Source organism: Pyramidobacter sp. YE332 (assembly GCF_033060595.1).
In the GTDB taxonomy this organism is placed as follows: domain Bacteria; phylum Synergistota; class Synergistia; order Synergistales; family Dethiosulfovibrionaceae; genus Pyramidobacter.
This window is the reverse complement of the sequence record NZ_CP133038.1, coordinates 1,998,234-2,024,778: the sequence shown is the minus strand read 5'-3', so window position 1 is coordinate 2,024,778 and position 26,545 is coordinate 1,998,234. Positions and strand designations below refer to the sequence as shown.

30 protein-coding genes, 1 tRNA gene and 1 pseudogene are annotated in these 26,545 nt (G+C 54.9%); 25 read left to right on the top strand and 7 right to left on the bottom strand.

Annotation, left to right across the window (positions count from 1 at the left end):
• The 14 genes from nusA to RAH42_RS09490 all read left to right on the top strand — a co-directional run bounded on the left by nusA (nt 1) and on the right by RAH42_RS09490 (nt 11,913).
• Nucleotides 1-1,089, top strand: a complete 1,089-nt coding sequence (nusA, locus tag RAH42_RS09555; RefSeq protein ID WP_078016528.1) for a transcription termination factor NusA — start codon at nt 1-3, stop codon at nt 1,087-1,089.
• Nucleotides 1,086-1,694 carry a DUF448 domain-containing protein gene (locus tag RAH42_RS09550; protein ID WP_317539352.1) on the top strand — a complete coding sequence of 203 codons (609 nt, stop codon included), beginning with the start codon at nt 1,086-1,088 and terminating at the stop codon, nt 1,692-1,694. The genes nusA and RAH42_RS09550 overlap by 4 nt, the downstream gene beginning before the upstream one ends.
• Nucleotides 1,681-3,765, top strand: a complete 2,085-nt coding sequence (gene infB / locus RAH42_RS09545) for a translation initiation factor IF-2 (protein ID WP_317539351.1) — start codon at nt 1,681-1,683, stop codon at nt 3,763-3,765. Before RAH42_RS09550 ends, infB begins: the two co-directional genes overlap by 14 nt.
• Before the next feature lie 102 nt (nt 3,766-3,867).
• A complete protein-coding gene (gene rbfA / locus RAH42_RS09540) occupies nt 3,868-4,263 on the top strand; it encodes a 30S ribosome-binding factor RbfA (RefSeq protein WP_296427727.1) in 396 nt (131 codons plus the stop codon).
• A complete protein-coding gene (locus RAH42_RS09535) occupies nt 4,256-5,158 on the top strand; it encodes a DHH family phosphoesterase (RefSeq protein WP_317539350.1) in 903 nt (300 codons plus the stop codon). The genes rbfA and RAH42_RS09535 overlap by 8 nt, the downstream gene beginning before the upstream one ends.
• Nucleotides 5,159-5,182: 24 nt before the next feature.
• Nucleotides 5,183-6,109 (top strand): tRNA pseudouridine(55) synthase TruB, encoded by a 927-nt coding sequence (gene truB / locus RAH42_RS09530; protein WP_296427723.1) that lies wholly within the window; start codon nt 5,183-5,185, stop codon nt 6,107-6,109.
• Entirely contained in the window at nt 6,106-7,026 is a 921-nt protein-coding gene (gene ribF, locus RAH42_RS09525; RefSeq protein ID WP_317539349.1) for a riboflavin biosynthesis protein RibF, read from the top strand. The genes truB and ribF overlap by 4 nt, the downstream gene beginning before the upstream one ends.
• A 282-nt stretch (nt 7,027-7,308) precedes the next feature.
• A complete protein-coding gene (locus RAH42_RS09520; RefSeq protein ID WP_317539348.1) occupies nt 7,309-7,944 on the top strand; it encodes an ECF transporter S component in 636 nt (211 codons plus the stop codon).
• 19 nt (nt 7,945-7,963) lie between these two features.
• Complete coding sequence (locus tag RAH42_RS09515) at nt 7,964-8,827, top strand: 4Fe-4S binding protein (RefSeq protein WP_317539347.1); 864 nt, start codon at nt 7,964-7,966, stop codon at nt 8,825-8,827.
• Nucleotides 8,828-8,839: 12 nt separating this feature from the next.
• Entirely contained in the window at nt 8,840-9,463 is a 624-nt protein-coding gene (locus RAH42_RS09510; protein WP_317539346.1) for a DNA-3-methyladenine glycosylase I, read from the top strand.
• A 200-nt stretch (nt 9,464-9,663) separates the two neighbouring features.
• A tRNA-Arg gene (locus RAH42_RS09505) sits at nt 9,664-9,740 on the top strand.
• Nucleotides 9,741-10,051: 311 nt separating this feature from the next.
• Nucleotides 10,052-10,306 carry a DUF5688 family protein gene (locus RAH42_RS09500; RefSeq protein ID WP_120373136.1) on the top strand — a complete coding sequence of 85 codons (255 nt, stop codon included), beginning with the start codon at nt 10,052-10,054 and terminating at the stop codon, nt 10,304-10,306.
• Nucleotides 10,307-10,309: 3 nt separating this feature from the next.
• Complete coding sequence (locus RAH42_RS09495; protein ID WP_317539345.1) at nt 10,310-10,594, top strand: hypothetical protein; 285 nt, start codon at nt 10,310-10,312, stop codon at nt 10,592-10,594.
• 98 nt (nt 10,595-10,692) lie between these two features.
• Nucleotides 10,693-11,913 (top strand): ATP-binding protein, encoded by a 1,221-nt coding sequence (locus tag RAH42_RS09490; RefSeq protein WP_317539344.1) that lies wholly within the window; start codon nt 10,693-10,695, stop codon nt 11,911-11,913.
• 489 nt (nt 11,914-12,402) lie between these two features.
• On the opposite strand, the gene RAH42_RS09485 is transcribed toward RAH42_RS09490, so the two are convergent.
• Entirely contained in the window at nt 12,403-13,590 is a 1,188-nt protein-coding gene (locus RAH42_RS09485) for an IS110 family transposase (RefSeq protein WP_078017176.1), read from the bottom strand.
• A gap of 266 nt (nt 13,591-13,856) precedes the next feature.
• On the opposite strand from RAH42_RS09485, the gene RAH42_RS09480 reads away from it, so the two are divergent.
• The 3 genes from RAH42_RS09480 to RAH42_RS09470 are packed head-to-tail and all read left to right on the top strand — an operon-like array spanning nt 13,857 to nt 17,478.
• Nucleotides 13,857-15,038: an ABC-three component system protein gene (locus RAH42_RS09480; protein ID WP_317539343.1), complete on the top strand. Its 1,182-nt coding sequence runs from the start codon at nt 13,857-13,859 to the stop codon at nt 15,036-15,038.
• The gene (locus tag RAH42_RS09475) at nt 15,035-15,523 is read left to right on the top strand and encodes a three component ABC system middle component (protein ID WP_317539342.1); all 489 of its coding nucleotides are present in this window, start codon (nt 15,035-15,037) and stop codon (nt 15,521-15,523) included. The genes RAH42_RS09480 and RAH42_RS09475 overlap by 4 nt, the downstream gene beginning before the upstream one ends.
• On the top strand, nt 15,523-17,478 hold the full coding sequence (locus RAH42_RS09470; protein WP_317539341.1) for a DUF3732 domain-containing protein: 1,956 nt from the start codon (nt 15,523-15,525) through the stop codon (nt 17,476-17,478). Before RAH42_RS09475 ends, RAH42_RS09470 begins: the two co-directional genes overlap by 1 nt.
• 194 nt (nt 17,479-17,672) lie before the next feature.
• On the opposite strand, the pseudogene RAH42_RS09465 reads toward RAH42_RS09470, so the two are convergent.
• From RAH42_RS09465 to RAH42_RS09440, 6 genes and pseudogenes are all read right to left on the bottom strand, one after another.
• A pseudogene (locus RAH42_RS09465) lies at nt 17,673-18,462 on the bottom strand (IS5 family transposase).
• 312 nt (nt 18,463-18,774) lie between these two features.
• The gene (locus RAH42_RS09460; RefSeq protein WP_317539340.1) at nt 18,775-18,990 is read right to left on the bottom strand and encodes a hypothetical protein; all 216 of its coding nucleotides are present in this window, start codon (nt 18,988-18,990) and stop codon (nt 18,775-18,777) included.
• Nucleotides 18,991-19,384: 394 nt separating this feature from the next.
• On the bottom strand, nt 19,385-19,570 hold the full coding sequence (locus RAH42_RS09455; protein WP_120372850.1) for a cysteine-rich KTR domain-containing protein: 186 nt from the start codon (nt 19,568-19,570) through the stop codon (nt 19,385-19,387).
• 1 nt (nt 19,571) lies between these two features.
• Nucleotides 19,572-19,994, bottom strand: coding sequence for a YjdF family protein (locus RAH42_RS09450; RefSeq protein WP_317539339.1), 423 nt, complete (start codon nt 19,992-19,994; stop codon nt 19,572-19,574).
• Entirely contained in the window at nt 19,991-20,515 is a 525-nt protein-coding gene (locus tag RAH42_RS09445) for a PadR family transcriptional regulator (RefSeq protein WP_078016517.1), read from the bottom strand. Before RAH42_RS09445 ends, RAH42_RS09450 begins: the two co-directional genes overlap by 4 nt.
• Nucleotides 20,516-20,569: 54 nt before the next feature.
• A complete protein-coding gene (locus RAH42_RS09440) occupies nt 20,570-20,863 on the bottom strand; it encodes a hypothetical protein (RefSeq protein WP_317539338.1) in 294 nt (97 codons plus the stop codon).
• Nucleotides 20,864-21,116: 253 nt separating this feature from the next.
• On the opposite strand from RAH42_RS09440, the gene RAH42_RS09435 reads away from it, so the two are divergent.
• From RAH42_RS09435 to RAH42_RS09400, 8 genes are all read left to right on the top strand, one after another.
• The gene (locus RAH42_RS09435) at nt 21,117-21,263 is read left to right on the top strand and encodes a hypothetical protein (RefSeq protein WP_317539337.1); all 147 of its coding nucleotides are present in this window, start codon (nt 21,117-21,119) and stop codon (nt 21,261-21,263) included.
• 174 nt (nt 21,264-21,437) lie between these two features.
• Nucleotides 21,438-21,902, top strand: coding sequence for a metallophosphoesterase family protein (locus tag RAH42_RS09430; RefSeq protein WP_317539336.1), 465 nt, complete (start codon nt 21,438-21,440; stop codon nt 21,900-21,902).
• Between the two features lie 127 nt (nt 21,903-22,029).
• Complete coding sequence (dctP, locus tag RAH42_RS09425; RefSeq protein ID WP_317539335.1) at nt 22,030-23,073, top strand: TRAP transporter substrate-binding protein DctP; 1,044 nt, start codon at nt 22,030-22,032, stop codon at nt 23,071-23,073.
• A 13-nt stretch (nt 23,074-23,086) separates the two neighbouring features.
• Entirely contained in the window at nt 23,087-23,266 is a 180-nt protein-coding gene (locus tag RAH42_RS09420) for a hypothetical protein (RefSeq protein ID WP_317539334.1), read from the top strand.
• A complete protein-coding gene (locus RAH42_RS09415; protein ID WP_317540257.1) occupies nt 23,257-23,571 on the top strand; it encodes a TRAP transporter small permease subunit in 315 nt (104 codons plus the stop codon). Before RAH42_RS09420 ends, RAH42_RS09415 begins: the two co-directional genes overlap by 10 nt.
• Nucleotides 23,568-24,860 (top strand): TRAP transporter large permease, encoded by a 1,293-nt coding sequence (locus RAH42_RS09410; protein WP_317539333.1) that lies wholly within the window; start codon nt 23,568-23,570, stop codon nt 24,858-24,860. The genes RAH42_RS09415 and RAH42_RS09410 overlap by 4 nt, the downstream gene beginning before the upstream one ends.
• A gap of 168 nt (nt 24,861-25,028) precedes the next feature.
• The gene (locus tag RAH42_RS09405; protein WP_078016512.1) at nt 25,029-25,796 is read left to right on the top strand and encodes an amino acid ABC transporter ATP-binding protein; all 768 of its coding nucleotides are present in this window, start codon (nt 25,029-25,031) and stop codon (nt 25,794-25,796) included.
• Nucleotides 25,797-26,450, top strand: coding sequence for an amino acid ABC transporter permease (locus tag RAH42_RS09400; protein WP_078016511.1), 654 nt, complete (start codon nt 25,797-25,799; stop codon nt 26,448-26,450). It begins immediately after the preceding gene.
• Nucleotides 26,451-26,545: the final 95 nt, after the last annotated feature.

The following is a 26,545-nucleotide window of genomic DNA, read 5'->3' as shown; positions in this document are numbered from 1 at the left end:
ATGGAACTGGGTGTTGATTTTCTGGGGGCGCTCAAACAGCTGGGCGAGGAGCGGGGCCTCTCCGAAGAAGTGATCCTCGCCAGCATCGAGGCGGCGCTGGCGCTGGCCTATCGGAAATTCAGGGACGGCAAGTTCGATCCCGTCGTCACCATCGACCGCGCGACCGGCAGCGTGTCCATTTTCGACGTGCGCCGGGCGGTCGATGCCGAGGTGCACAGCGACAGCGAGATCAGCCTCGGCGAAGCGCGTGCCCTCGGCTACCCCGACGTTCAGGCGGGAGACAGCGTCAAGGTGCCCGTGCTCGAGCACCCCAAGAGCTTCGGACGTATCGCCGCTCAGACCGCCCGTCAGGTGATCACTCAGCGCCTCAAGGACGCCGAGCGCGAAATCGTATATAATGAGTTCAACGACAAGATCGGCGACCTGATCACGGCCACCATCTTCAAGGCCGAGAACGATCAGATCCTCGTCCGCTTGAGCGAGCGCAGCGAGGCCGTGCTGCCCCGCGAAGAACGTATCGCCGGCGAAGTCTACACGCCCGGCGAGAGCAAGAAATTCTTCCTGCTCGACGTGCGCCAGACCGGGCGCGGCCCGCGCATCGTCGTTTCGCGCACCCATCCCGGGCTGCTGAGGAAGCTGCTCGAGCTGGAGATCCCCGAGATCCACGACGGCACCGTCGAGATCAAAGGCATCGTGCGCGAGGCCGGCGCCCGCGCCAAAGTCGCCGTGGCCTCCACCGATCCCGCCGTCGATTCCGTGGGAGCCTGCGTCGGCAACAGCGGCGCCCGCATCAGGAACATCAGCGCCGATCTCTGCGACGAAAAGATCGACATCATCGTCTGGAACGAAGATCCTCTCGAGTTCATCAGAAACGCGCTTTCGCCCGCCCGCGTGACCAGCGTCGAGGCCGTCGAGGGACAGGACCGCACCGCCAAGGTGTACGCTCCCGCCGATCAGCTCTCGCTGGCCATCGGCAAAGCCGGACAAAACGTGCGCCTCGCCGCCCGCCTGACAGGCTGGAAAGTGGACATCAACACCGACGCCGCGCCCGCCGGAAAGCCCGAGACCGAAGAGGGGGAGCGGGCTTGAGGCGATCCGTGAATCCCCGCCGATGCGTGGCCTGCCGCCGCGAGCGCGCGCCCCGCGAGATGCTGCGCGTGGTGCGCCGGCCCGACGGACAGGTCGCGCTCGACGAACAGGGAAAAACGTCGGGACGGGGCGCGTACGTCTGTCCCGATCCTCAGTGCGTAGCCCTCTGCCTGAAGAGGCGGCTGCTGGAAAAATCTCTTAAATGTTCCGTTCCCGCGGAGGTGCAGGCCAAACTTCGCGCCGCGGTGAACCTCGAAGAATGCGACGCGCTCCCCGATGCGGCGGAGCTCTTTGAGGAAATCAAGGGCACTTTGGGGCTGGCGCGGCGTGCCGGCGAGCTGATCGTCGGTCAGGACCGCGTGCTGGGGGAACTTTCCGCCGGGCAGAACCTGTTCGTCCTGCTGACGTACGATCATTCCGTTACGTTGAAAAGATCCATTGACGCCAAAAATGCCGGCGCGCATGTTTTGGCCGGGGTAAGCCGTTTGGAACTCGGACAACTCCTGGGACTGCGACAGGCTCAGATAGTCGCCCTTCCGGTGCGGAGCGGCTTTGCAGAGAAAATAAAAGGACTGCTTCCAGAAGGAGGAAATGCCGTTGAGTAAAATGAGAGTGTACGAACTCGCAAAGCTGCTGGAGATGAACAACAAGGATCTGCTCGCTTTGCTGGAAAAGGTGAACGTCTCCGTCAAGTCCCACATGAGCACGATCGACGACGACGCGATCCAGCTTGTCGAAGAAGAGATCGAGCAGAGCAAAAAGAAGAAAGGTCCCTCAGGAAAGAGCGCGCCTGCCAAGGCCGAGCCTGAAAAGAAGGCTCCCGCGCCGAAAGCCGAGAAGGCCGGAAGCAAGACGCCCGCTCCGGCGGAGGAAAAGAAAGCCCCCGCTCCCGCAAAGAAGACCGTGAAAGTCAAACACGGCGGCTGCGTGAAAGACCTGGCTGACGCGCTCGGACTTTCCGCCGCCGAAGCCGTGAAGAAATTGATGAGCGCCGGGATGATGGTTCCCGCATCCGCGTCCTTGAACGACGACATCCTGCTCACTCTCGGCGACGTTTGCGGCGTCGACGTCGACTGGAGCGACGAAGAACCGGCCAAAGAAGCGAAAAAAGCTCCAGCGCCCCAGCCCGCCGGCGGCAAGGCGGTGCCGCACGGCTCGCATCTCAAGCCCCGCTCGCCGATCGTCACCGTCATGGGGCACGTCGACCACGGCAAGACCTCGCTGCTCGACGCGATCCGCAAGACCCACGTGACAGCCCGCGAAGCCGGCGGCATCACCCAGCATATCGGCGCTTCGCACGTCGCGTACAACGGCAAGGAGATCGTCTTCCTCGACACCCCCGGCCATGAAGCTTTCACATCCATGCGCGCCCGCGGCGCCCAGTGCACCGATATCGCCGTGCTGGTCGTCGCCGCCGACGACGGCGTGATGCCTCAGACCATCGAAGCCATCAATCACGCCAAAGCCGCCGGCGTCCCCATCATCGTCGCCATCAACAAGATGGACAAGCCTACCGCCAACCCGCAGCAGGTCATGCAGGAGCTGAGCGGCTACGGTCTCGTCTCCGAAGCGTGGGGCGGCGACACCGTCATGGTGGAAATCTCCGCCAAGTCCGGCAAGGGCGTGGATCAGCTGCTCGAGATGATCTCGCTCGTGGCCGAGATGCAGGATCTCAAGGCCGATCCCGCTGTTCCGCCCGAAGGCGTCGTCATCGAGGCCCGCCTCGACAAGGGGCAGGGCGCCGTCGCTTCCGTGATCGTGCAGCAGGGAACGCTGTGCCGGGGCGATCTGATCCTGTTCGACACCTGCTGGGGAAAGGTGCGCGCCATGTTCAACGACGCCGGCAAAAACGTTAAACAGGCCGGTCCCAGCACTGCCGTCGAGATCATCGGCCTGAACGGCGTGCCTCAGCCGGGCGAGCACTTCCATCAGATCGGCTCCGAGAAAGAGGCCCGCGACTACTTCGCCAATCTCGAAGCCGAACGCCGCAACGCCCAGAACAACATGGCCGTGAAGCGCATGACGCTGGAAGACCTCTACAGCCAGGTGCAGGACGGCGAAAAACCCGTGCTGAACCTGGTCATCAAGTGCGACGTGCAGGGCACCATCGAAGCGATCGTCGGCTCGCTGGAGAAGCTCGGCACCGAAGACGTGGGCATCAACATCGTGCACACGGCCGTAGGGCGCATTTCCGAATCGGACATCATGTTGGCCACGGCGTCCAACGCCATCGTGGTGGGCTTCAACGTCCGCCCCGAGAACAGCGCCAGCAAACTTGCCGAAAAGGAAAACGTGCAGATCCGTCTGTACAGCATCATCTACGAGATCATCGACGACGTGAAGGCGGCCATGGAAGGTCTGCTGACGCCGACGATCAAGGAGAACTCGCTGGGCGAAGTGGAGATCCGCAAGATTTTCAAGGCCCCGAAGGTCGGCAAGATCGCCGGCTGCCGGGTCATGAAGGGCGCGATCAAACGCGGCAGCAAAGTGCGTCTGGTCCGCGACGGCATCGTGATCTGGGAGGGTTCGGTCGCTTCGCTGCGCCGCGAGAAGGACGAAGCCAGCGAAGTGCGCGAGGGCTTCGAATGCGGCATGACCTTCGCCAACTATCAGGATTTCCGCGAGGGCGACGTGGTCGAAGCCTACGAGCTCGTGGAAGAGAAAAGAACTCTGTAAATTTTTGTGCAAGAACCGTTCGCGCGCCGGCAGACTGAAGGGACATCTCAGCGCCGGCGCGTCGAGCAGGAAGGACCGGTTCGCAAGAGAGGAAGGAAACGGATGCCTCGTTTCAGAATGGGAAGAATCAACAGCCAGCTCCAGCGCGAGATTTCGCTGATCCTCTCGCGCGAAGTGCGCGACGAGAAACTGGCCGAGGTGATCGTCACCTCGGTGGAGTGTTCGAAAGATCTGAAGTACGCCAAGGTCTATTACACCACGCTCCGCGAGGAAGGACGCGCCGAGGTCGCCAAGTTGCTCGAAAAAGTTTCGGGCTACGTGCGTTCGTTGCTGGGACGCGTGCTGTCGTACCGTACCGTGCCGGAGCTGACGTTCAGATTCGACGACAGCGAAGAGCTGGCCCGCGAGATGGACCGCGTGCTCGACCGCATCAGCGCCGAGCTGCCGCCTGAGGAATCGGAAGCGTTAGAAGACGCATCGGAGGAATCCGATGACTGAAGCCGAGAAGATCGCGCGTATCCTTCTGGCCGAGCCGAAATGGCGCGTCGTCTGCCACGTCAAGCCCGACGGCGACACGCTCGGCTGCGGCAGCGCCCTTGTTTCGGCCGGGAAAAAACTGGGGCGCGACGTGATCTGGGGCGGCGTCGATCCGCTGCCGCCGCTGTACGCCTTTCTGCCCCACAGCGGCGAGTACCGGGCCGGCGCTTCCGCGACCGACGACGGACGCTGCGTGATCGCCGTCGACGTCAGCGCCCGCGACCGCGGCGTGCCCGGATTGGAACCGCGCATCAGCATCGATCATCACGAAAGCAACGAACGGTTCGGCGCCGAGGTGAACTGGATCGAGCCGCATGCCGCGGCGACCGGCGAGATGATTTACGCGGTCGTCCTCGCGCTCGGCTGCGCGCTCGACGCGGACATCGCCGAAGCGCTCTACGTGTCGATCGCGACGGACTGCGGCTGGTTCAAGTTTTCCAACACCACCGCCGACACCATGCGCGTGGCTGCGGAACTGATCAGAGCCGGCGCGGTCCCCGCCACACTGGACGAACGGCTGCATTTCAACGATACGCCGGCGAAACTGCACCTGTGGGGACGCTGCATGGCCCGCGTCAGACCGGTCGGCGCGCGTGCCGCGCTCTCGTGGATCACGCGCGACGATTTCCGCGAGACGGGAGCGCTCGAAAGCGACACCGAAGGTCTTATCAACATGTTGACGCATATGAAAGGCGCCGACGTCACCGTGATGGTCAGCGAGATCAAAGACTGTCTGCGCTGCAGCGTCCGCTCCCGCGGCCCCGTTTCCGCCCAGGCGATTGCCGCGAAGTGGAACGGCGGCGGCCACCGTTACGCGGCCGGCTGCAAGATCCATCTGCCCCTCGAAGAGGGCTGAAAGCCCTGGAAGAGGAACTGAGCCGTGTATAACGGGATCCTCGTTCTCGACAAAATTTACGGCGCGCCCAGCCGCGGCTGCGTTACCGCGGTGTCGAAGGCGCTCGGCGGACGGAAACAGAAAATCGGACACGCCGGCACGCTGGACACCTCGGCGTCGGGAACGCTTGTGTTGCTGGCCGGGAGCGCCACGCGCCTGAGCGAAGCAGTGATGAATCTGCCGAAAAGTTATCTGGCGCGCGTGACGTTCGGCTGGGAGACCAGTACCGACGACGCGACCGGCGAGCCGCTGAGCGAGCCGGCGCCGGCCGCTTACGACGAGCCGGCGCTGCTGGGCGCGCTGCCGGCTTTTCAGGGCGTGCGCCTGCAAACGCCGCCGCGCGTCTCCGCGGTGAAGGTGGACGGCGCGCGCGCCCACAAGCTGGCGCGTTCCGGACGGGAACCGGATATCCGGCCCCGGCCCGTGAACGTCACTTCGATCCGCTATCTCGGCCGCGACGAAACGGGCGCAGCCCGTCTGCTGGTGCGCTGCCACCGCGGCACGTACGTGCGCAGCCTGGCGCGCGACCTCGGCCGCGCGCTGGGAGCGGGCGCGCATCTGTCGGGACTGCGCCGCCTGAACGTGGGCTGTTACCGCGCCGAAGAGGCGCTGCCCTACAATCCGCAGGCTCCCGCGAGCGAAGCGGAGCTCGCCGCCCGCATCCAGTCCGTCGAATCGCTGGCTTCCCAGTATTACAGTTACGACGCCAACGCTTTCTGCGAGAAGCGGCTGAGCAACGGCCTCGGCGTGTACGTGAGTTTCATGCGGTTCCGCAATCCCGGCGTGGTGCCGGTGGACGAGGGCGTGATGGTCGTGGGCAAAGAGCATCTCTGCCTCGGCGCGCTGAGAGTCGAAAACGGCCGCGCCGTAATCTGCCCGCAGGCCAACATCCCCACGGCGGTGCGCCTGTGATCGTCTGCATCGGGGCCTTCGACGGCTATCACCGCGGCCATTTTTCCCTGTTCCGTCAGGCGCGGAAAATGGCCGCGCGCGCTCATACCGAATGGAAAGTCGTGACCTTTTCGCCGCATCCCCGTTATGTGCTGGGCGGACTGAAGGCCCGGCTTTTCACGCGCGAGGACACCGCGTTCCTGCGCCGCAACTTCGACATTCCCGAGCCGCTGGAGATCCCCTTTACCAGAGAATTCGCCTCGACGGAGCCGCGGCAGTTCCTCGACGAACTGCGCGCGCGTCTTGACGTGACGGGGATCGTCGTCGGGCGCGAGTTCCGCTTCGGGCGCGGTCGCTCCGGCGACGGCGAATTTCTCACGCGCTACTGCGCCGGGCACGGCCTGGATCTGGCGCTGATGCCGCAGCTGGTCATGGACGACGGCATCGTCGTCAGCAGCACGCGCGTCCGCGACATGGTGCAGGCGGGCAACGTGGATCAGGCGGCCGAACTGCTCGGTTATCCGTGGTTCCTCTTTTCCCGGGTGGTGAGCGGCGAGCGCCGCGGCCGCGCCATGGGCTATCCTACGGCGAACATGCTTCCCGACGAGAAGAAACTGACGCCCGGCGAGGCCGTGTATGCCGGCGCGATGTGGCACGAAGGCCGATGGTGGCCGGCGGCTGTTTCGGTCGGGCGCAATCCGACGTTTCTCGTTCAGGGCAGCCTGCACATCGAAACGCACGTGCTCGGTTTTCACGGCGATCTGTACGGCCGCCGGCCGCTGCTGGCCTTTTTGAAGCGGCTGCGCCTGATGACGCGCTTCAGCGGGCGCATGAGCCTGATGAAGCAGCTGGCGCTCGACTGCGAGGAAACGCAGCGCGTTTTCGGCGCTTCGCAGCCGTTGTTGAAAGTTTTCCATTGCCTGCCGTCGTTTGATTGATACTCGTTCTCAAATAAAAGAGCTCAATGAAGATACGATTTTCGAAGCGCTCTGAAGGGCTTGTGCCGCGTCGTAGAGCATGCTCTGTGCGGCGTTTCAACGATGTCTTTTTATTGAAAATCAGGATCAGTATGGACACAAGAAAATTCGGAACGCCTGTTGCCGGGCGTTCCGAATTTTTATGATCTCGACCAAGATGGAAAAACTGACGATTGGTAAATTGAGCGGGACGGAGTATGATATTCGCAAGAAAATCATTTCGGTATTCTGCGAGGGACTTGGATGAAGGATGACACCATGTCGCTGGCGCGCTGCCGGCGTTTTTCGCTGCATTCGCTTGTTCTGACGGGTATGCTTGGAGCGGTCGGCGCGCTGCTGATGATTCTCGAATTTCCGGTGCCTTTTGTGCCGCCGTTCGTGAAGTTCGATCTTTCCGAGCTGCCGGTGATCCTCGGCGGCTGCATGATGGGTCCCGGCGCCGGAGCTTTTGCGGCGGTCGTCAAGGTAACGCTCAATTTCCTGCTCAACGGCACGACGACCATGGGCGTCGGCGAGGCGGCAAACCTGTGGGGCAGTCTGTGCTACGTCGTGCCCGCGGCGCTTTTGTACGGCCGCCGGCGCACGAAACGCGCCGCTGCGCAGGCGCTGCTTTGGGGCACGCTGTGCGCTTCGTCGCTGATCGTGCTGGGCAACTTTTTCGTCTTTTTTCCCGCTTACGCGCGCCTGCTGGGACTGAAAATGGAGACGGTGATCGGCATGGGGCACGCCGCCAATGCCGCGGTGACGGATCTTTATACGCTGATGGTCTACGCGCTGCTGCCGTTCAACCTGTTCAAATATGGCGTCACGTCGCTGCTGGCGTTCATAGCGTACAAACGGCTGAAACGATTTTTTGCGCTCCCCTGGCGGGGGGCGTGAGCAAAGGAGGTTTCTTCGAATGAACCGCGTACAGTTGGATGCGTGGATGAAAGAGCGTTTTGCCGCCGGCTCGGGCAACGTGCTTACCGCGGCAATGGCGGACGGACACCCTGAACTGGCGGGAACGGTTTTTTTTGACAGGCCGCTGATCGGCATCGCCGCGGCGGATGATCCTCTTTTTGAGAAGTTCAAGAGTGCGGAAGTGGTGGGGCCATGGCATCTTTCGCCGCGGGACTGGCTGCCGGAGGCGCGCAGCGTGCTGTCCTTCTTTTTTCCGTTCTCCGAGCGCGTGAGAGCGAGCAACCGCATCGCGCCCGAGCGGACCTCATTGGAGTGGCTTTACGGCCGTATCGAGGGGCAGGAGTTCCTCTCCTCTCTGTTGGACGAGCTCTGCGCGTGGCTGCAGGCTCAAGGCGTCCGCGCTGTGGCGCCGTCGCGGGATAGTCGCTTTCGAGTGGCGCGCGGCGGACAGGGGACGCTGGCTGGATTCCCCGGCGTCAGTGCGGATACCTACGCGAGCAACTGGTCCGAGCGTCATGTCGCTTTTGCCGCCGGCTTGGGAACGTTTGGGCTCAGCAAGGGGCTGATCACGGAAAAGGGCATGGCCGGCCGCTTGGGCAGCGTGGTGGTGGAAGCGCAGATTGAACCGACGTCGCGAGAATACGACGCTGTTTACGAGCGCTGCATCCAGTGCGGGGCGTGCGTGCGTCGCTGCCCGGCGCACGCGATTTCGCTGAGACAGGGAAAGAAGCATCCGTTGTGCGCCGCTTATCTGGCAACGCAGAAGCGAAAATACGCGCCGCGCTATGGCTGCGGCAAGTGTCAGACGGCGGTGCCGTGCGAATTCCGCAGCCCTTGCGGGGAACGAACCATTGCGCAGTGAGCGGAGGAGCCTATGACGTCTGAAAAGCGCTGCCCGTGGAGCGGTGCCGACCCGCTGCTGAGAAAATATCACGACGGGGAATGGGGCGTGCCGCAGCATGACGACAAAGTCCTTTTCGAACATCTGCTGATGGAATCCATGAGCTGCGGGCTGAGCTGGCTGCTGATGCTGCGCAAGCGCCGGTGCTTCGCGCGCAATTTCAGCCGGTTCGATTACGCTCAGGTGGCCGGATACGACGACGAAACGGTCGCCCGCATCATGGCCGATCCCGAGATGATCCACGCCGAACGCAAAGTGCGCGCCGTTGTGAACAACGCCCGGCGCTTTCTCGACGTGCGCCGGGAATTCGGCAGCTTCGCCGCGTACGTCTGGAGCTTCACGGGCGGGCGCACCGTGATCTATCCCGCCTATCAGAAACAGCGCCTGACGCGCAGCGCCCTCTCCGACGCGTTCAGCGGCGACCTGCGCCGGCGCGGCTTCAAATTCGTCGGCACGGTGAGCATGTTCTCCTTTCTCGAAGCCTGCGGCATGATCAACGATCATCTGTACGACTGCTTTCGCTGCAACGAAACGCGCGCGCTGAATAAAACCGTGATCGTGGCGGATCCCGACGCGCCGTGGACCGTCGGGAAGTAAGGAAGCCCGCGTTCGTTCCTTGCGGCTTTGAAGCGCTTGTGTTATGATGAACCCGCTTTTGAGAACGACCCCGTAGCCCAGATGGATAGAGCGACTGCCTCCTAAGGTGATTGCGGACCATCTGCCTATCGAAAAACTCATATCGGCTGTGAGTTCGAAAAAACCGATAAAATAAGAGCTGAAACGTCAATTTTATACAAGTCCTCGTAGCTCAGTTGGATAGAGCGCGCGCCTCCTAAGCGTGAGGTCGGAGGTTCAAATCCTCTCGGGGACGCCAGAAATTCCGCGGAAAATCAAGATTTCTTGGTTTTCCGCTTTTCTCATCTTTAACATAAAACCCATCGATTTCTGTTAGCCAGCTAATATGTTAGCAAAAATCGCCCATTTTGCTAACAAAATCATCGTTTTGCTAACAAGAGCAAAAAATCCCTAAAAAAACTTGCTAACAAAATACTTCGGTTGCACGAGTACAATGCTGTGGCAGGCAATATTTTTTATTCATCTGTTTTACCTTACATAGGCCAGTTGGATCTTCTTCGGAGAAAATCTGACCGGCCTTTTATTATTTCACGAAAAGGAGGACATCAGATGAATTATGAGCAGTTTTTGGAACAAATGAAAGAAGATCTGACGGCACGGTTTGACAAAGATCTCCAGCCGGAACTTGCTGACGTAAGGATCGGGATCCGGGATGTGGAGAAGCTTCAGGGTGAATCCTACCGAGGACTTTCTTTCCGCAGCGGCGATTCCCCGGTTGAGGCCAACCTCAACATGACCGGTGCTTTTCAGGCCTATGAAGCAGGCCGTCCGTATAAGGACATTTTGGGAGAGGTGGAAGTGTAGCTTATGAAGGTCGTGGATCGCACTCCCCAGTTTAATGTTGGAGAGCTGTCCGATTATGAAGCCATGAAGCTGAAACTAATGATGGAGGTTATCCCTCAGAAAGGGAATGAAGACAGGCTGGGAAATATCCCCTATCAGAAGGTGGAGGATATGGCTCTGAAAGCCGGAAATAGCAGCACTTCTGAGGATCTTGGCTGCAAATCTATAGAAGTGCATACGCCAGAGTATGTGGGAAAGATCCAGTATGCTGATCGACAGAGGGCAGAAAGCTCACAGAGAAATTTGTGAGTGTTCTGTCCTCTATATTTTGATACACGCACAAAACGCAAAACTCTTGATTTTTTGAAGTTTTGCGTTTATATTACAGGCAGAGAGGTGATTGGAAGATGTATATCAAGAGAGATCAACTTTTGGAAAAGCTTGTCCGATATCGAAAAAAGGACATTGTAAAGGTAATTACCGGCATCCGTAGATGTGGGAAGTCGGTTCTTTTGAATGAACTTTACTATGATTATCTTCTGTCCGACGGTGTTCCTTCGGATCATATCATCAAAGTGTCGCTTGATCTGAAGAAATGGGAAGCACTTCGGGACGGGGATACGCTTTATCATTACATAGCCGAGGCCATCTGTGATGAGGAGCTGTACTATGTATTTTTGGATGAGATTCAGCTTGTAGACGGGTTTGAGGAAGTAGTCAATTCGATCAAGGCGGAATTCAATACAGATGTATATATTATCGGCTCCAATTCCAAACTGCTGTCCCATGATATCAACACGATCTTTCGTGGCCGGGGCATTGAAATCAAAGTTTTCCCACTTTCGTTTGCAGAATTTCTTGCATTCAGACAGATCGATAAAATGGATGCCTTTGATGAATATATCCAGTTTGGTGGATTGCCATATGCTGTGAGAGAAACTGAGGACCAGGAGAAAAGAACTTATCTGGATATGATGGTAAATACGGTGGTCACGAGGGATATGATAGAACGCTATGATATCCGCAACGAAGCACTGTTTATTGCTTTAATTGAACTGCTCTGTTCTTCTATCGGTGCGTATGTCTCCACGAATAAGATTGCTAATACTCTGAAGAGCAACGGATTCAAATCAGTAGATAACGAAACAATCAGCAGATATTTAAGCCATATTTGCGATGCCTTTTTCTTTTATAAATCTGATCGTTATGACATCAAAGGGAAGGAATACCTAAAGACTCAGAATAAATACTATGCTGCTGACATGGGGCTCCGGAACGCTGCTATTCATTACAGGCAGATTGAAATCACGCATATTATTGAAAATCTGGTATACCTTGAACTGCTTCGACGGGGTTATATTGTTGATATCGGGAAGAACCGGGAAAAAGAAATAGATTTTATCGCAAAAGAACTCAGTGGCAAGAGATATTACGTGCAGGTTTCTTACACCATACAGGATGAAGCGGTAAAAGAAAGAGAAGTCTCAGCGTTTCATCTGCTGGACGATGGATACAAGAAGATCCTGATAACTATGGACCGTAATCCGCTGTCGAATCTTGAGGATGGATATCAGATGATGCATTTGTTTGACTTCTTGCTGAATGAACAGGCATTGGAAATGGCCTGATACCAGAACGCAAAACTACAATATTTTGATGATTTTGCGTTTTGCGAGAAAAGATTACATATCGCTGCAGTAACCGGTGATATAAAAATGGAATATTGAACAAGGAAACAAATTTCCTTACATAATAAAAAAATATTGTCTGATTCGAGGAATATGATAAGTGAACCTTGGATGTGATGAATGAAAAGATAATCGAAGGACTTACCCTTTCACGCCTCAATGATACAACTGGCAGACGGGTTATATATATTGAATCATATAGAAGCGAAAAGTTGTCGTCAAGATGATGTGAGTATTCAGAAAGGAGACCAGCTATTAAAAGTCAAGTAGGAAATTCGAGCTCATGCCCGAAGTATTTCTAGCCGGTTGCCCGCGTGAAAAAGCCAAAGCGCCCCTGAAAACGGCATATTGGACAGAACTCAGACAAAACAAGCACGCGAACGAGCTCACACGGAAGCGACACGAGCAGGGAACCCCGCGGGAACAGGATCATTCTATGCCCTGGCGGCGTACCTCGTAAGGTTTGTTGGCTTTCAGAACAGCGTAAATCGTATAAAGCAGTTTTCTCGACACAGCCCCCAATGCAGTCCCATGCGCTTTCCCCTCACCGCGCTTCTTTTCGTAGAACGCTTTGAAGACAGGATCGCATCTGACTGCTATCAGCGCCGACATCCAGACAGCTCGTCTCAGGTAGGGGGATCCTTTCTTGGACAAGCGGTTGTGCTGGCCGACATAGTTCCCCGATTGAAACGAAGTCGGATCGATCCCGGCAAAGGCGACGAGTTTCTTGGGATTGGAGAAACGACTGATATCGCCGATCTCACCGAGGATCACGGCGCCCGTCGCCGGCCCCACGCCGGGGACAGTGAGGATGACAGAGCTAAACTTCCTCAGCTGCCGGGCGATCTTCTTGTCGATCTCATCGATCTGCTTCTCCGTGAATTCGATCTGTTCGATGAGAATCCTGATTTGAAAGGCAAAGGCATCCGAACACAGAGTCAGGCCGACCGAACGCGCCGCCAGAGACTTGAGCTCACGGGCTTTGTCAGTACCGTGCCGGCCCCGGCTGGTTTTTCTGAGCAAAGCGGCCAGCGATTTCGTGTTCACGTCGACCACCTGTTCCGGAGTGCCGTACGTCTTGAGAAATGCCTTTGAACTCTCGCCAAAGACGTTGGAGAACAAGGCAGCATACTCCGGAAACACCTGATCCAGAACGGTGACGACCTGTCGCTTGTAGTCGGCGCAGGAGTCCTTGAGCGACTCTCTGAAACGGGCCAGATTGCGCAGCGCCATGATATCTTCATCAGCCAGATGAGTTTCGCTGAACGAGCCGAAACGGATCACCTCAGCCACCAGAAAGCAGTCGACCGCATCCGTTTTCTGCTTCCGGATGTGGAAGTTCCTCAGACTGTCGGATTGGATCGGGTTGATCACATGCAGAGCAAAACCCTGCTCCCGCAGAAAGGAGTAGAGCGCGAGCCAGTAATGACCGGTCGCCTCCATGCCGATACAGAAAGCCTCCCGCTCGGGAAGACTCTGTTCGAGAAAGAGCAGAAGCTGCTGAAAGCCCTCCCGAGCATTGGCGAAACGCAGCGACTTGCCGACGTGGCTGCCGTCCTCCCTGATAAGCCCTGCTTCGTGATTGTTCTTCCCGATGTCAATACCAAGATAGTACATGAGTCACCTCACCACAACGTATTTGCAGGTGAATTCTCACGCTTCCTGCGGCTCACAACCTCCTTGGACAGACGGAGAAGACCTTCGGTCTCAACATCCAGCTCATTCGTGAACTGCCGCAAGAGGTGAGGCGCCACTCTCCTTTACGAGGAAATGTCCCCAAGGAAACAAACGGCGACGCTCACACTGCATGCTGACATTATCGCAGATTGTCCCGTTCAATAATCTGTCAACAAGTGCGACTACATTATTCTAGGAGGAAAATCATGGTATCACACAATACATCAGGTCAAATGCTTGGGTACCTGTATCAGGTGCGCTATGCGCTGAACCTCCTGATGAGCAGTGATGATCCGAGTTATCAGATATCTATTGAGAAATTTGATGACATCGCTTTCGATAAAGAGGGTACACCTGTTCAGCTTATTCAGGCTAAGCATCATACGACACCTGCCAGTCTTACAGATGTTTCTACAGATTTGTGGCGGACTCTGAATGTATGGTTTGATGCAATATCAGCAGATTTCTCTTTGCTTGATCACACGGATTTTGTAATCATAACGACGGCTGGTGTTCCAGACAATTCAGCTGCTGAAGCCATTCAAAACCAAAAGTATCAGAAAGCATATGATCGGCTTAACACCGTTGCAGAAGATAGCACTAATAAGACAAATGCCAAATTTTACAACAAATTCAGGCAGACAGATAAAAACATTCTCATGAACCTGGTAAAGAGAATTAAGATTATCTCCTCTGCCAGTGATATTGTGAATGTTGAAAAAGACATCCAGAAACAGATGAGATATTCTTGTAAGCCGGAACATGTTTCAATGGCTACCGAGCGTATTGAAGGGTGGTGGTTTCGGGAATCTGTTCAAGCCTTGTCCTCAGTTGACCCCACTATAACAACCCAAAGGCAGCTACATTCTAAGATTTATGAGATAACAAGGCAGTATGGTGATGACAATCTACCTATCGAATTTTGGGATTTGGATGAAATTGAAGAAGCAGAATTGGATCCAAAAGATAGAATATTTCTGGAACAGCTTCGGCTTCTTCAATATAAAAGTAGGTCGCTGCGTATGGCTCTTCAGGACTATTATAAAGCATCAATGCAGCGTTCAAGTTGGCTTCGGCAGGGACTTGTATTTACCAATGAATTGGACACATACGAACATCGGTTGAAAGATGCGTGGGAACATGCATTTGCAGATATGGAGGAGGAGCTGAAAGACTATGAGAATCCCACAGAGCAGGAGAAAATAAAAGCAGGTAAAGAGTTATACCGTAGAGTAATGGATTATGATATTCGAATTCGATCTCGTGTTGATGCTTCTTACGTTATGCAGGGAACGTATCATCGACTCGCAAACAACTTAATTGTTGGTTGGCATGTAGATTTCTTTGAAAAGCTTAAGCATCTTCTGGAAGGAGTCAACGAACAATGAGAGCGTGGGATTATAGGCCGGACGAAGTAAAGAATCTCTTCAACCCTGCATTTTGTGGGAGAGTGATTTACGGAACTATATCTGAATATCAAAAAAACACAAAAAGAGATTTTCCTTTTCCACTTATCTATTTGGTTTTGCCTTTGGTTTTACCACGACAGATACGAACAGAGATAAGTAGCCGAACGCAGCTAACTAATTGGGTTCAGAAGCATCAGGAATTAATTTATAATTTGGGGAAACGTGTCAGGGATTTAGTGGAAATTACAAATGAAGCCGTCGAATTTATGATGCAGGCTGGCTATATTAGGTTGAATGACAGCGGTGAATTATCCAAAGTGTTAACTGCTGGAGCACTCAGCAAAACGAAGCACATAGACCCCGAAGTGGCGGAGTGCTTGCAAAAAGCCGAACATGTAGGACGATGGTTTGCGGGTGCGGGAAAAGTTGAAATAATATATACATGTTTGGGGGTGAGACCGTGATGCAGATCTTGGAATTGGTTCTATATGGGAAGAACGGACAAAAGCGCACACTGTCATTCAACCCGGGAAAAGTGAATATCATACCAGGTGAATCAAAAGCAGGAAAGTCTGCTGTTGGCGATATCATTGAATATTGCATGGGTGGAAGTAGTTGTAACATTGCTGTTGGCGTTGTTCGTGATAATGTAGTCTGGTATGGTTTGCTTATTCAATTTAACACGAATAGAATATTTGTGGCACGAAAAAATCCCGATCCAGGCAGGCAATCTACATCGTTTTGTTACTATGAATTGGGAACAGATATAAGCTCTCCGGAAAAAGCGGATTTTTCATCAAATACAAATGTCGAAGGTATCGAGAAGCTTCTTACAAAGCAGATTGGAATTTCAGAAAATATCCATATACCGGAAGATGATGAAAGTCGTGATCCGCTGGAAGCTAACATTAGACACTCGTTATTCTGCTGCTTCCAGAGTCAAGATGAAGTTACAGCCAGAAACCATTTATTTCATAGGCAAAGTGAAGGTTTGCCTATCACTAATGCAATTAGGGATACCTTGCCATATTTTCTTGGTGCTGTTAATGAAGAGGCAGTTTTGTTGGCTACGGAAAAACGCACTAAGGATCGAGAACTGAGGATTTTAACAAGACAACTAGCAGAATTAGAGGCTATCAGCGGGACTGGTTCAGAGAAGGCAATAGCTTTGTTAGTTGAAGCAGAAGCAGTGGGTTTGATTCGGGATATTGATGATATTGATAAAACTGATTTCACTGCCCTTTATGAAGCTCTCAAACAGATTCGCTTAGTAACGCAGAGTGTGCCTACAGGTTCAATGGATCTCCTTTCCACCCTTCAAACACAATTAAAGGAAAAAGAAGATGAACTTAGTGACCTTCAGGATAGCATAAGTGAGGCGCGTTCTTATTTGGCAGATGCATCTGGTTTTAGGGGTGAACTGGCGCATCAGAAAGTCAGGTTAGAGTCAATTGGGCTATTTGAAAAACTTGATTTCAACCCCGGAAAATGTCCACTTTGTTCTGGCGATTTCGACCCTGAACCACCTGGAGTTACAAAGCTTAAAGAGTCAATAAGATCGCTTGATCAGTCAATTAGTCGTGTTGAAAAGGAACGGCCACAGTTAAGACGATATATAGATCAGCAGGAAGTAAAAACAAGTGGCATAAAGGACGAAATAGCGGTAATCAGAGCCGAGATAGAGGGAACATACATTCAAATGGAGGATGCGGAACGTATTCGTGATTTGAATGATAGGCGCGCCAAAGTCTTTGGTCGTATTAGCTATTGGCTTGAAAACGTTCAATTGGCTGACGATACAACTGATGTGAAAAAGAAAATAAAGATATTGAAGGATAGGATCGCAGAGATTGATGCTATTCTAAGTAATGATTCTGTTAAAGATCGGGTTTCCTCTGCCCTTTCAGTAATTCAAAATGATATGACTACCTGGGCGAGTGAGCTGGAGATGGAATATGCAGGATCTCCGTATAGGTTGGATATGGGCAGAGTAACGGTCGTTGTTGATCATGGAAGACCTATTCCTCTGAAGGAAATGGGGAGTGGATCAAACTGGCTGGGATCTCATTTGATTACTATGTTTGGTCTTCACAAGTATTTTATAAACAATAATCGGCCTGTTCCAAATTTCTTGTTCTTAGATCAGCCTTCTCAGGTGTATTTCCCGGAAGGATCTACTGCGGATGAAGACATGGATGTCCAAGCAGTAACAAAGATTTTTGCATTCATTAGAAATCGTGTTGCCGAGCTGAATGGAAAAATGCAGGTTATTGTAGTTGACCATGCCCGGTTGGATAACGATGATTTCAGAGAAGAAACCATAGAAGACTGGAAGAATACAGGCAAAAAACTTGTGCCGGTTGATTGGTATGAGGAGACAAGGATTGTTCCAGAAGAGAAGCTTGATGATGAAGAGTGATTATGGATAAATGATAGTTGTGCGTTTTACAAGAAAAGATTACATATCACCGGAGCAAACTTCCTATCATTGGGCGATACAAAAGGGAAAAGCGACCGTCAAACTTTTTTCAGAGCTCTGCTAACAAAGGTGCAAACGGGACGGTGAAAAACTTGCTGATATTAGGGCTTGTTTAAAAAACATTTCAGCTTGTATTATTTCAATAAAATAACACTGGCAGCGACAAGAACAAAAGCGAAAACGAAGCGTCAAGTTTGTCATAGCGGGTGAAAATTCTACGGAACCATTTGATTTTCTGAAAGAAACATTCAACCAAGTGTCGTTCCTTGTAAACATGCTCATCTATAAACCACGGTTCGGGATTATCGCTCTTCGGCGGGATAGTGTAACTTCCCTCCCGAGAAGTAATGTACTCTCTGATGGCTTGCGAACCGTAAGCCTTATCGCCGATGACGTTGCTCCCTCTGATTTCCGCTTGCCCGAGCAAGGACACGGCATGGCGGGAATCGTGGTCATTGCCGGGACTGAGCAGGAGCGCCAGCGGATTGCCTAAACCATCTACTATCGCATGAATTTTCGTATTCTTGCCGCCTCTGGACATGCCAATCGCTTGAGCCCCTTTTTTCCCCCTTCCGGGGTTTTCCCTCTCCCGTTGGCACTTTGATGTACTTTGCAGGACGTGGAGTCGATAGAGAGATTTTCCATGTCGGCATCAGCGCTTAGGGCGGCAAAGATCGCCTCGAATATTCCCCGCTGTTTCCACAGCCTGAAACGTGCGTAAACTGCCTGCCATTTGCCGTAACGCTCCGGAAGATCTCTCCATGGCGCTCCACTTCTGGCAAGCCACAGAATCCCATTGATGATCCTGCGGTTATCGTATTTTGCCGGGCGTCCACGTTGACCTGATTTCGGGTGTTCGGGCGGCAGCATTCTCTTGATTCGATTCCACTCGCTGGAGGTCAGTTCATATCTTCTCTCTTCCATGAGAAAAGTTTAAGCGATTGGATCGATTTAGGCAACTTTGACGTTTTTTAAACAAGCCCTAGTTATCACAAGACGGTATCAGATGGACTTCGCACTTGCGAAAAAGTCAGCACTGGAGCGGATTCCCAGACATTTCCCATCACACTACAACATCGTTCCGGACGAACTCCTAAGCAGTAGGTCGCGCGTTCGAGTCGCGCCGGGGCCGCCAAATGATAACGATTCGGCTTGATTCAAGATCGATTGAAAATCGCCCTCGAAACCTTTATTGCAAAGGCTTTGAGGGCGATTTTGCGTCGAAGTGTCCGGCCGTCAGCCGACGAGTTCCAGCGTTTTGACGGCCAGCGGGGCCGGGAGGATCAGCGTGTCGATGACGTTCAGCCGCAGCGCGCCCGAGGTAACGCTGGTCAGCACCAGATAGATCACGGCGACGAAGATGAACGTCTCGAACGAGGCGTAGGTGACGCTGCGCACCTGCTGGTCGACCATGGTCAGGTCGCTGATTTGAAAAAAATCCAGAAAAAGCAACCGCCAGCCATCTCAGCCATAGGAAACGACAAAAAGCGCCCGGCGGGTCGCAACCCCGCCGGGCGCGATGGTATGCAATATGAAGTTTATTTACATGGTATAGTTCATATTCATGGCCAAAACTGTCCGCCGACGGGGATGGGCTTTTTGAGCAGCTAGCTCTCGTCAGATCAGGCTGGGATAGAATCCGGCGCAACATGGCGGCATCTTCCTTCTATGCCGCCGTGTAAGTTGTCGGAGCAAAGAAAAACGGCGGCTCGAATTGAACCGCCGTGAAGAAACTATTTTTGAGCGCAGAAAGCCGTCTGCCTTGCGGCGTTTTTTTCTGCCGCTTGGCAGATCATAGAGAATATCAAGAAAACAGAGCCGATAACATCCGAGGTTTCCCTTTGTGTTATCGGCTCCGCGTCTGTGCGTCCGGCTCTTGGATAATTGATAGATTCAGTTGTTGTACCGCGATCAAGGTTTCGTGTTTACATTTGGGACAATACAGCGGAAAATTTTCAAGGACTGTATCATCACGGATTTTTAATCGCGTTTTATTGCCGCAAAAGGGGCATAAAATCCATTCTATCCTCATGTCATCTTCCTCTATGTTTGGCTTTCTTCTTTTCCTGCCGTGTCGCAAACTGGCGATCTTTCTCTGCTTCTTTCCGCTCTCGGCTCTTTGTTTTCCTTTCCAGCTTGCATTGCTCATGCTGGAGTTTTAACGCCTGCTGCGCCTTTGTGCCAATGCCCTTATCTTGCAGTTGACTATGAATTTCACGCTGCATACGTTTGGGATTGATTTTCCGTTCTATGGCTGCTTCGGCCTGGAGCGGTGGGCTGAATTTCAGCTTGTGCCGATACTTCAGCAGAAACTCATAGACCTCATAATCTTTGGGTTCTGATCCAAAAGTGATTTTGCATACCTCATACTTGCCGTTATCAGTTCTTTCATATATGGCGATCCAAAATGGAGCTTCAAACAGGATGGTTAAGCTGCTTTGAGGGCCTACGCTCATTCTTGTAAAAACCGCCCTTCAAAGTGATCCAGCCATTCCAGAAGGGCGCGATAGAGGAGCCGCTGCTGCTCGAAAATCGTTCTTCCCAGCAAAGGAATGTCTGAAAATTCCTGAGCATATCCCTCAATTAATTCAGTGGAGGACTGTATGCTCTGGCGCAAAGTAGAAAGCAGCTCCATTGCTTCAGCTTTATCCATTTTGTTCAGATTGGTAATGACTACATTGAAATCGAATAACAGGGGCACCGAGCCCGCGGCGCAAGAAGCCATCAATTCCTTGAAATATGCTCTGCCCTTATCGGTGATGGAATAGATTACCTTATCCGCAAACTTATCGCCTTTAACGATATCGCTTTGCAGATAACCTTTCTCGCTCAACTGGAGTACCTTTCGATAAATGGAAGGCACGCTTATTTTCGTCCAACGGGAAAAATGGTGGTACTCCACATCTTTTTGAATATCATAGGCGCTTTGCGGTTTTTCCAATACGATACCGAGTATAACTAAATCTATTGATGACATAGCGACACCTCCATTTTTTACTATTAATGATATTACTATTGTTGATAGTAAAATTCAAGGTGATACGTTGAGAGAAGCTATCAAAAACTCAACTTCATAGATATTATTAAAATTTTGTTTAAACTGCTTTGTAATGACATAGGTTAAAAGAAGTTTATCGGCATTAACAACCTTTTCGCGATCTGCAAGAGTCGCGTTATTGATCATGTTATTGAACACTTTTACTACCGGATTTTTATTGATCCTTGTCCATTTTTCTTCGATTTCTTGCGAAGTTTTTTTCTCGTGCAAAAGCACTAGCCAGAAGATGACACTGAGAACAGAAAAGAAAATCAATATCTTTTTCATGCGGCCTCGCCCTTTCTTTTTTCTTGTTGTAAAACCGGTTTCGGATCGCGGTCGGCGATGATCCTCACGGTGCGGCTGACTCCCGAAAAATCATTGTCTTCGCTGACCTCGATATCGGCATGATCTTTGTTCTGTGACCTAGAATACAGCCGTTTTTACTCCTGAACACTCCAGTTTTCTATCGGGCCGGACAATGGCGATGTTCCCGGGGATCCATGTCTCGGCATGAACAAAGACGATGAGATCGCCATCGTTGATCTTCATCATCGGCGTCGCCGAAGCGCGAGTCGATCTCCGTCAGTTCCTTTTCCGGGTTTGCGACGGGCTCGGCCGCGCCGACGAGCCGTTTCAAGAATTCAGCTCTGCATTTCCATGGGGACTCCTTTCTAACATGTGTTAGTGATATATTTAAATTTTAAAGAAGTGCTATAATGCAAATGAATTTCGTGACAAGGATAAGCACATAGAAATTTTACCTCGATCTGAAGGACGGACTTTCGGCGATGAGGTCGGGCGCGAAAAGGCGGGCGCTTTGCTTTATAATATGACGAGATTTTTCGGAGAAGGTGAGAGCATGGCGGCGCTTGCCGCGATTATTTCCGATACGCACGGGCTGCTGCGCCCGCAGGTACTGGAGCGACTGAAACGCTGCGACTGCATCGTCCACGCCGGCGATTTCGACGACGAGGACACGCTCGACTGGCTGGGGGAACTGGCGCCGCTGTACGCGGTGCAGGGGAACAACGACTGGGAGCTGGCGCGCCGTCTGCCGTTGTCGCTGCGCTTTCGGATCGAAGGGCTGAATTTTTTCATGGCGCACCGTCTTGCCGACGTGCCGACGGACCTGGACGATGTGGACGCGGTGATCTTCGGACACTCGCACCGCTATTGCGAGGCGCTGCGCGGCGGCGTGCTGTGGTTGAACCCCGGCAGCTGCGGACGGCGGCGTTTCGGCCTGGAACTTTCCTTCGCGATGATGCGCGTCGACGGGAGAAATTACCGGATCGAGAAGATCGCGCTCCCGGCGGACTTGAAATAGCGCCGCGAAGGATTGGCGCGCGCTTGAGAAAGATTGTTTCTTGCGGGAGCGCTGTCTTTTTTGCGTCCTTTGGGATAAAATGTCGGAAGTATTTGATTGGAAAATTCAAGCTGAGAGGTATGGGATAATGAAAAGAACCGTTATCGGGAAAATAGCGCTGGCCTGTGCGCTGGCGCTGGGGCTGAGCGGCGCGGCGGGCGCGGCGACGGTCGTGAAGATGTCGCACATCGGACCGGCGAACGTCGAGAACAACGTGGTGCATTACTTCGTCAAGGAATTCGTTTCGCGCGTCACGGAGCGCACGCAGGGGAACATCACGTTCGAACTGTACCCCGACGAGCAGCTGGGCAGCGAAGAGCAGCGCATGGAGCTGATGATGAAGGACGGGTTGAATCAGCCGGTGGCCGACGTCTCCTCGTTCGCCGCCATGGGCACGGTGCTGCCGGAGCTGTATCCCTCGTCGGTGCCGTTCATGTTCAACAGCTACGAGGCGGCGCACGTTTTCTTCGACGAGAGCGAATACTGGGCCAATTTGAAAAAGCTGTTCCGCGAGCGCACGGGCTGCGTGCTGATCGAAGCGGTGGAGGAAGGCGGCTTCCTCGCCTTCACCAACTCCAAGCGCGAGATCCGCAGCCCCGCCGATTTCCCCGGCCTGAAGTTCCGCGGCATGGACGAGGGGCAGGTGGCGATCTTCAAGGCGTTCGGCGCCAGCGGCACGCCTATCCCCTGGGGCGAACTCTACATGGCGCTGAAGACGGGCGTCGTCGACGGGCAGATGAACCCGGCCTTCTACGTGCTGCTGGGCAGCCTGACGGAAGTGCAGAAGTACATGACGCTGGCGAACATCCAGTACTCCGACCAATTCCTGGTCATGAACGGCGACCTGTTCGACAGCTTCAGCGACGAGGAGCGCGCCGTCATCCTCGAAGCGGCGAAGGAGGCCAACCGCCTCACCCGCGCTCGCATCGAAGCCGAAGATTCCCAGCAGGTGGAAAAATGCCGTCAGCTGGGCATGCAGGTCTACGCGCCCACGCCGGAGGAGATGGAGCAGTTCCGCGGCATCGGCCAGCCCGCGTACATCGAGTGGCTGAAGAGCAAGGTCTCCGCCGAATGGCTCGAAGCGGCCCTGCGCGACGCCAAGGCGGCCAACGAAAAAGCCTCCGCGAAGTGAGGCCCGGCAGCGCATGGATTTTCTCGAACGGCTGAGCCGTTGGGTGGGGCTCCTCAGCCTCTGGTTCGGCGGGGTGCTGCTGCTGATCAACATCGGCGACATCGTCATGGGCGTGGTGCTGCGCTATTTTTATCATGCCGCCCCATCTGGACGGAGGAGCTGGCGCGTTTTTCGCTGGTGTGGATGGCGCTGATCGGCGCGGCGGCGGCTTCTCTCAACGGCGACCAGATGTCGATCGATTTCGTGGCGAACGCGCTGCCGCCGCGCGGCAGGACGTTTTGCCGTCTTCTGTCGGCGGCGGTCCAGGCTGCGGTCCTCGGCGTGATGGTCTGGTTCGGCGCTCAAAACGTGATGGGCGGGTGGAGGATGAAGACCATGGCGCTGGGCGTGCCCAAGGCGGTGCCGCTGATGGCGGTGCCCCTCGGCATGGCCATGCTGATGATCGTCGTTCTCTGCAAGTGCCGGCACGGCTCCGAAAGCGGGGATGAAAGCCGATGAGCGGCTTCCTTCTGTTGGCGGCGTTTTTTGCGCTGATGCTTCTCGGCGTGCCGCTCTACGCTTCGCTGACGATGGCGGGGCTGCTCGGCATCCTCGGCGCGGGCGACCTGACGCTGCTGCGCGTCGTCCCGCAGCAGTTTTTCGGCGGCATGGATTCCTTCTCGCTGATGGCGATTCCCTTTTTTATCCTCACGGGCACGCTGATGAACCGCTCCGGACTCACCGACCGCCTCATCGACTTCAGCCGTCTGGCGGTCGGTTCGGTGCGCGGCGGGCTGGGTTACGTCAACGTGGTCGGCAGCGTGATCTTCGCCGGCGTCAACGGCAGCGCCGCGGCCGACGCCTCGGCGCTGGGTTCGATCCTGATCCCCGCCATGGTGAAGGAAGGCTTTCCCGCGTCGTACGCGGCGGGGATCACGGCGGGCAGCTCGCTGATCGGGCCGATTATTCCTCCCAGCATTTTCATGATCATCTACGCGTCGATGACCAACACGTCCATCGGCAGGCTCTTCGCCGCCGGCGTGGCGCCGGGGATCGCGCTCGGTCTGGCTTACATGGCCATGAACTGGTACTACGCGCGCAAATACGACGTGCCCAAGACCGACCTGGCGGGCGTATACGCGCAGAAGTGGCGGATCCTGTTCCGCTCGTTTCTGGCTCTGCTGGCGCCGTGCATCATCATGTGCGGCATCATGTCGGGGATCGTCACGCCGACGGAGTCGGGCGCTTTGGCGGCGGGCTACTGCGTTTTCGCCGGCGTGGCGGTGACGCGGCGGCTGACGCTGCGCGGTTTCGCCGAGGCGGTCGGCGAGACGGTGCGCCTGACCAGCGCGATCTTTCTGATCATGGGCGCGGCCTCGGTCGTCGGCTGGTATCTCAAGTGGGAGCGCGTCACGCAGGCGTTCAGCCAGTTCGTCGTCGAAGCCGGGCTGCTGGGGCATCCCTGGCTGCTGATGGTCGTGCTCAGCCTGATCGTCTTCGTGATCGGCATGTTCATGGAGGAGATCTCGGTGATGACGCTGCTGACGCCGGTATTCGCGCCGTTGGCGGCCAAGGCCGGCATCGACCCTTTCCACTTCGGCGTGGTGATGACGCTGAACGTGACGATCGCTCTGATCACGCCGCCGGTAGGGGCCTGCAACTACATCGTCGCCGCGGTGGGCAAGGTGCCGCTGGGCGAGATGTTCCGCCGGATCTGGCCGTTCGTGCTCGTGGCGCTGGCTGTGCAGCTGATCATCGTGACGTTTCCGGTCTTTACGACCTATCTCCCTCGCGTCATGGGATTGTAGAAAAATATTATAAGACAGGTTGGCCGACGCGCCAGCCTGTTTTTTTGTGCGGCGCTTCGAGCGGCGATCCCTCTCTTGTGAAAACAAATAAACAAAATTGCAATTTTCATCTGGCAATAAACTGATAGTTGATTTATAATGAACGCATTTCAATGGAGGTGAGCGAATGTGACTCACGCGATAGAAGTAAAGGACCTGCACAAATCGTTCGGCGCTCTCGACGTGCTGAAAGGCGTCTCGCTGAACGTCGACGAGGGCGAAGTGATCACGGTCATCGGGCCCAGCGGCTCGGGCAAGAGCACTTTGGCGCGCTGTATCGCCCGTCTGGAGAGGATCGATTCCGGCGAGATCTACGTTTACGGCCACCGCATGGACGGCGAGAAGATGTCCAACGCCAGGGAGTCGGAGCTGCTGGGCATGATCTTTCAGCAGTTCAACCTGTTCCCGCACCTGAGCGTGTTGGAGAACGTGGCGATCGCGCCGATGAAAGTGCGCGGCAAATCCCGCGCCGAGGCGGAAAAGACCGCCCGGGAGCTTCTGGAACGCGTCGGTCTCGGCGATAAGATCGAAGCGTTCCCGGCGCAGCTTTCCGGCGGCCAGCAGCAGCGCGTGGCCATCGCCCGAGCGCTGGCTATGGATCCGAAGGTGATGCTCTTCGACGAGCCGACTTCGGCGCTCGATCCCGAGCTGGTCGGCGACGTGCTCAACGTCATCGCCGACCTGGCCAGAAGCGGCATGACGATGATGATCATCACGCACGAGATGCTCTTCGCCAAGGAAGTGTCGGACCGCGTCATCTTCATGGCCGACGGGCACATCGTCGAGCAGGGCGCGCCGGACGACATCTTCGTGCGCCCGCAGAAGGAGCGCACGCGCGCGTTCCTGCAGCGCGTGCTTTCCCATTACGGCGCGGCCGTGGCAGAGGAGGCGGAGTAAATGGAACTGGACTTTTCCGTGCTGATCCCGTATCTGCACATGTTCTGGAAGGGCGTGTGCGTGACCATTCAGGCCTCGTTCCTCGGCGTGCTGTTCGGTTCGGCGCTGGGCATCTTCATCGGCTCGTTCCGCGTCATGCCGTTCAAGCCGCTGCGCTACCTGATGGCGGCGTACATTTACGTGCTGCGCGGCACGCCGCTGATGATCCAGCTGTTTCTGATCTACTTCGGCCTGCCGGCGCTGGGCGTGAACCTCGACGCGGCCACGGCTGGCATCCTCGGCATCGGCATCAACTCGTCCGGTTACGTGGGCGAGATCGTGCGCGGCGGCATCGAAGGCGTGTCGAAGGGGCAGTGGGAAGCGGCCAAGATGCTGGGGCTGTCCTACTGGCAGACGATGAAGAGCATCATCCTGCCGCAGGCGATCCGCCACATGCTGCCGGCCATCGGCAACGAGTTCGTGACGCTGATCAAGGAATCGTCGCTGCTCTCCGTGCTCGCTATCAGCGACCTGACCATGGTCGGCCAGCAGGTGCGCAGCGTCACCTACGCCTCGTTCGAGACGTTCATCTTCGTGGCCGTGGTCTATCTGGTGCTGACCAGCGTCACCTCGGGCGCGCTGCAGCTGCTCGAAAACCGCTGGAAGGTGAAATAGCGCGGCTGGATCGAACAAGAAAAACAAACAGGGCGGCTGAACGAAAACTCTCGCTCAGCCGCCCTGTTTTATTTTTTTGTCGTAAAGTTTCGCCG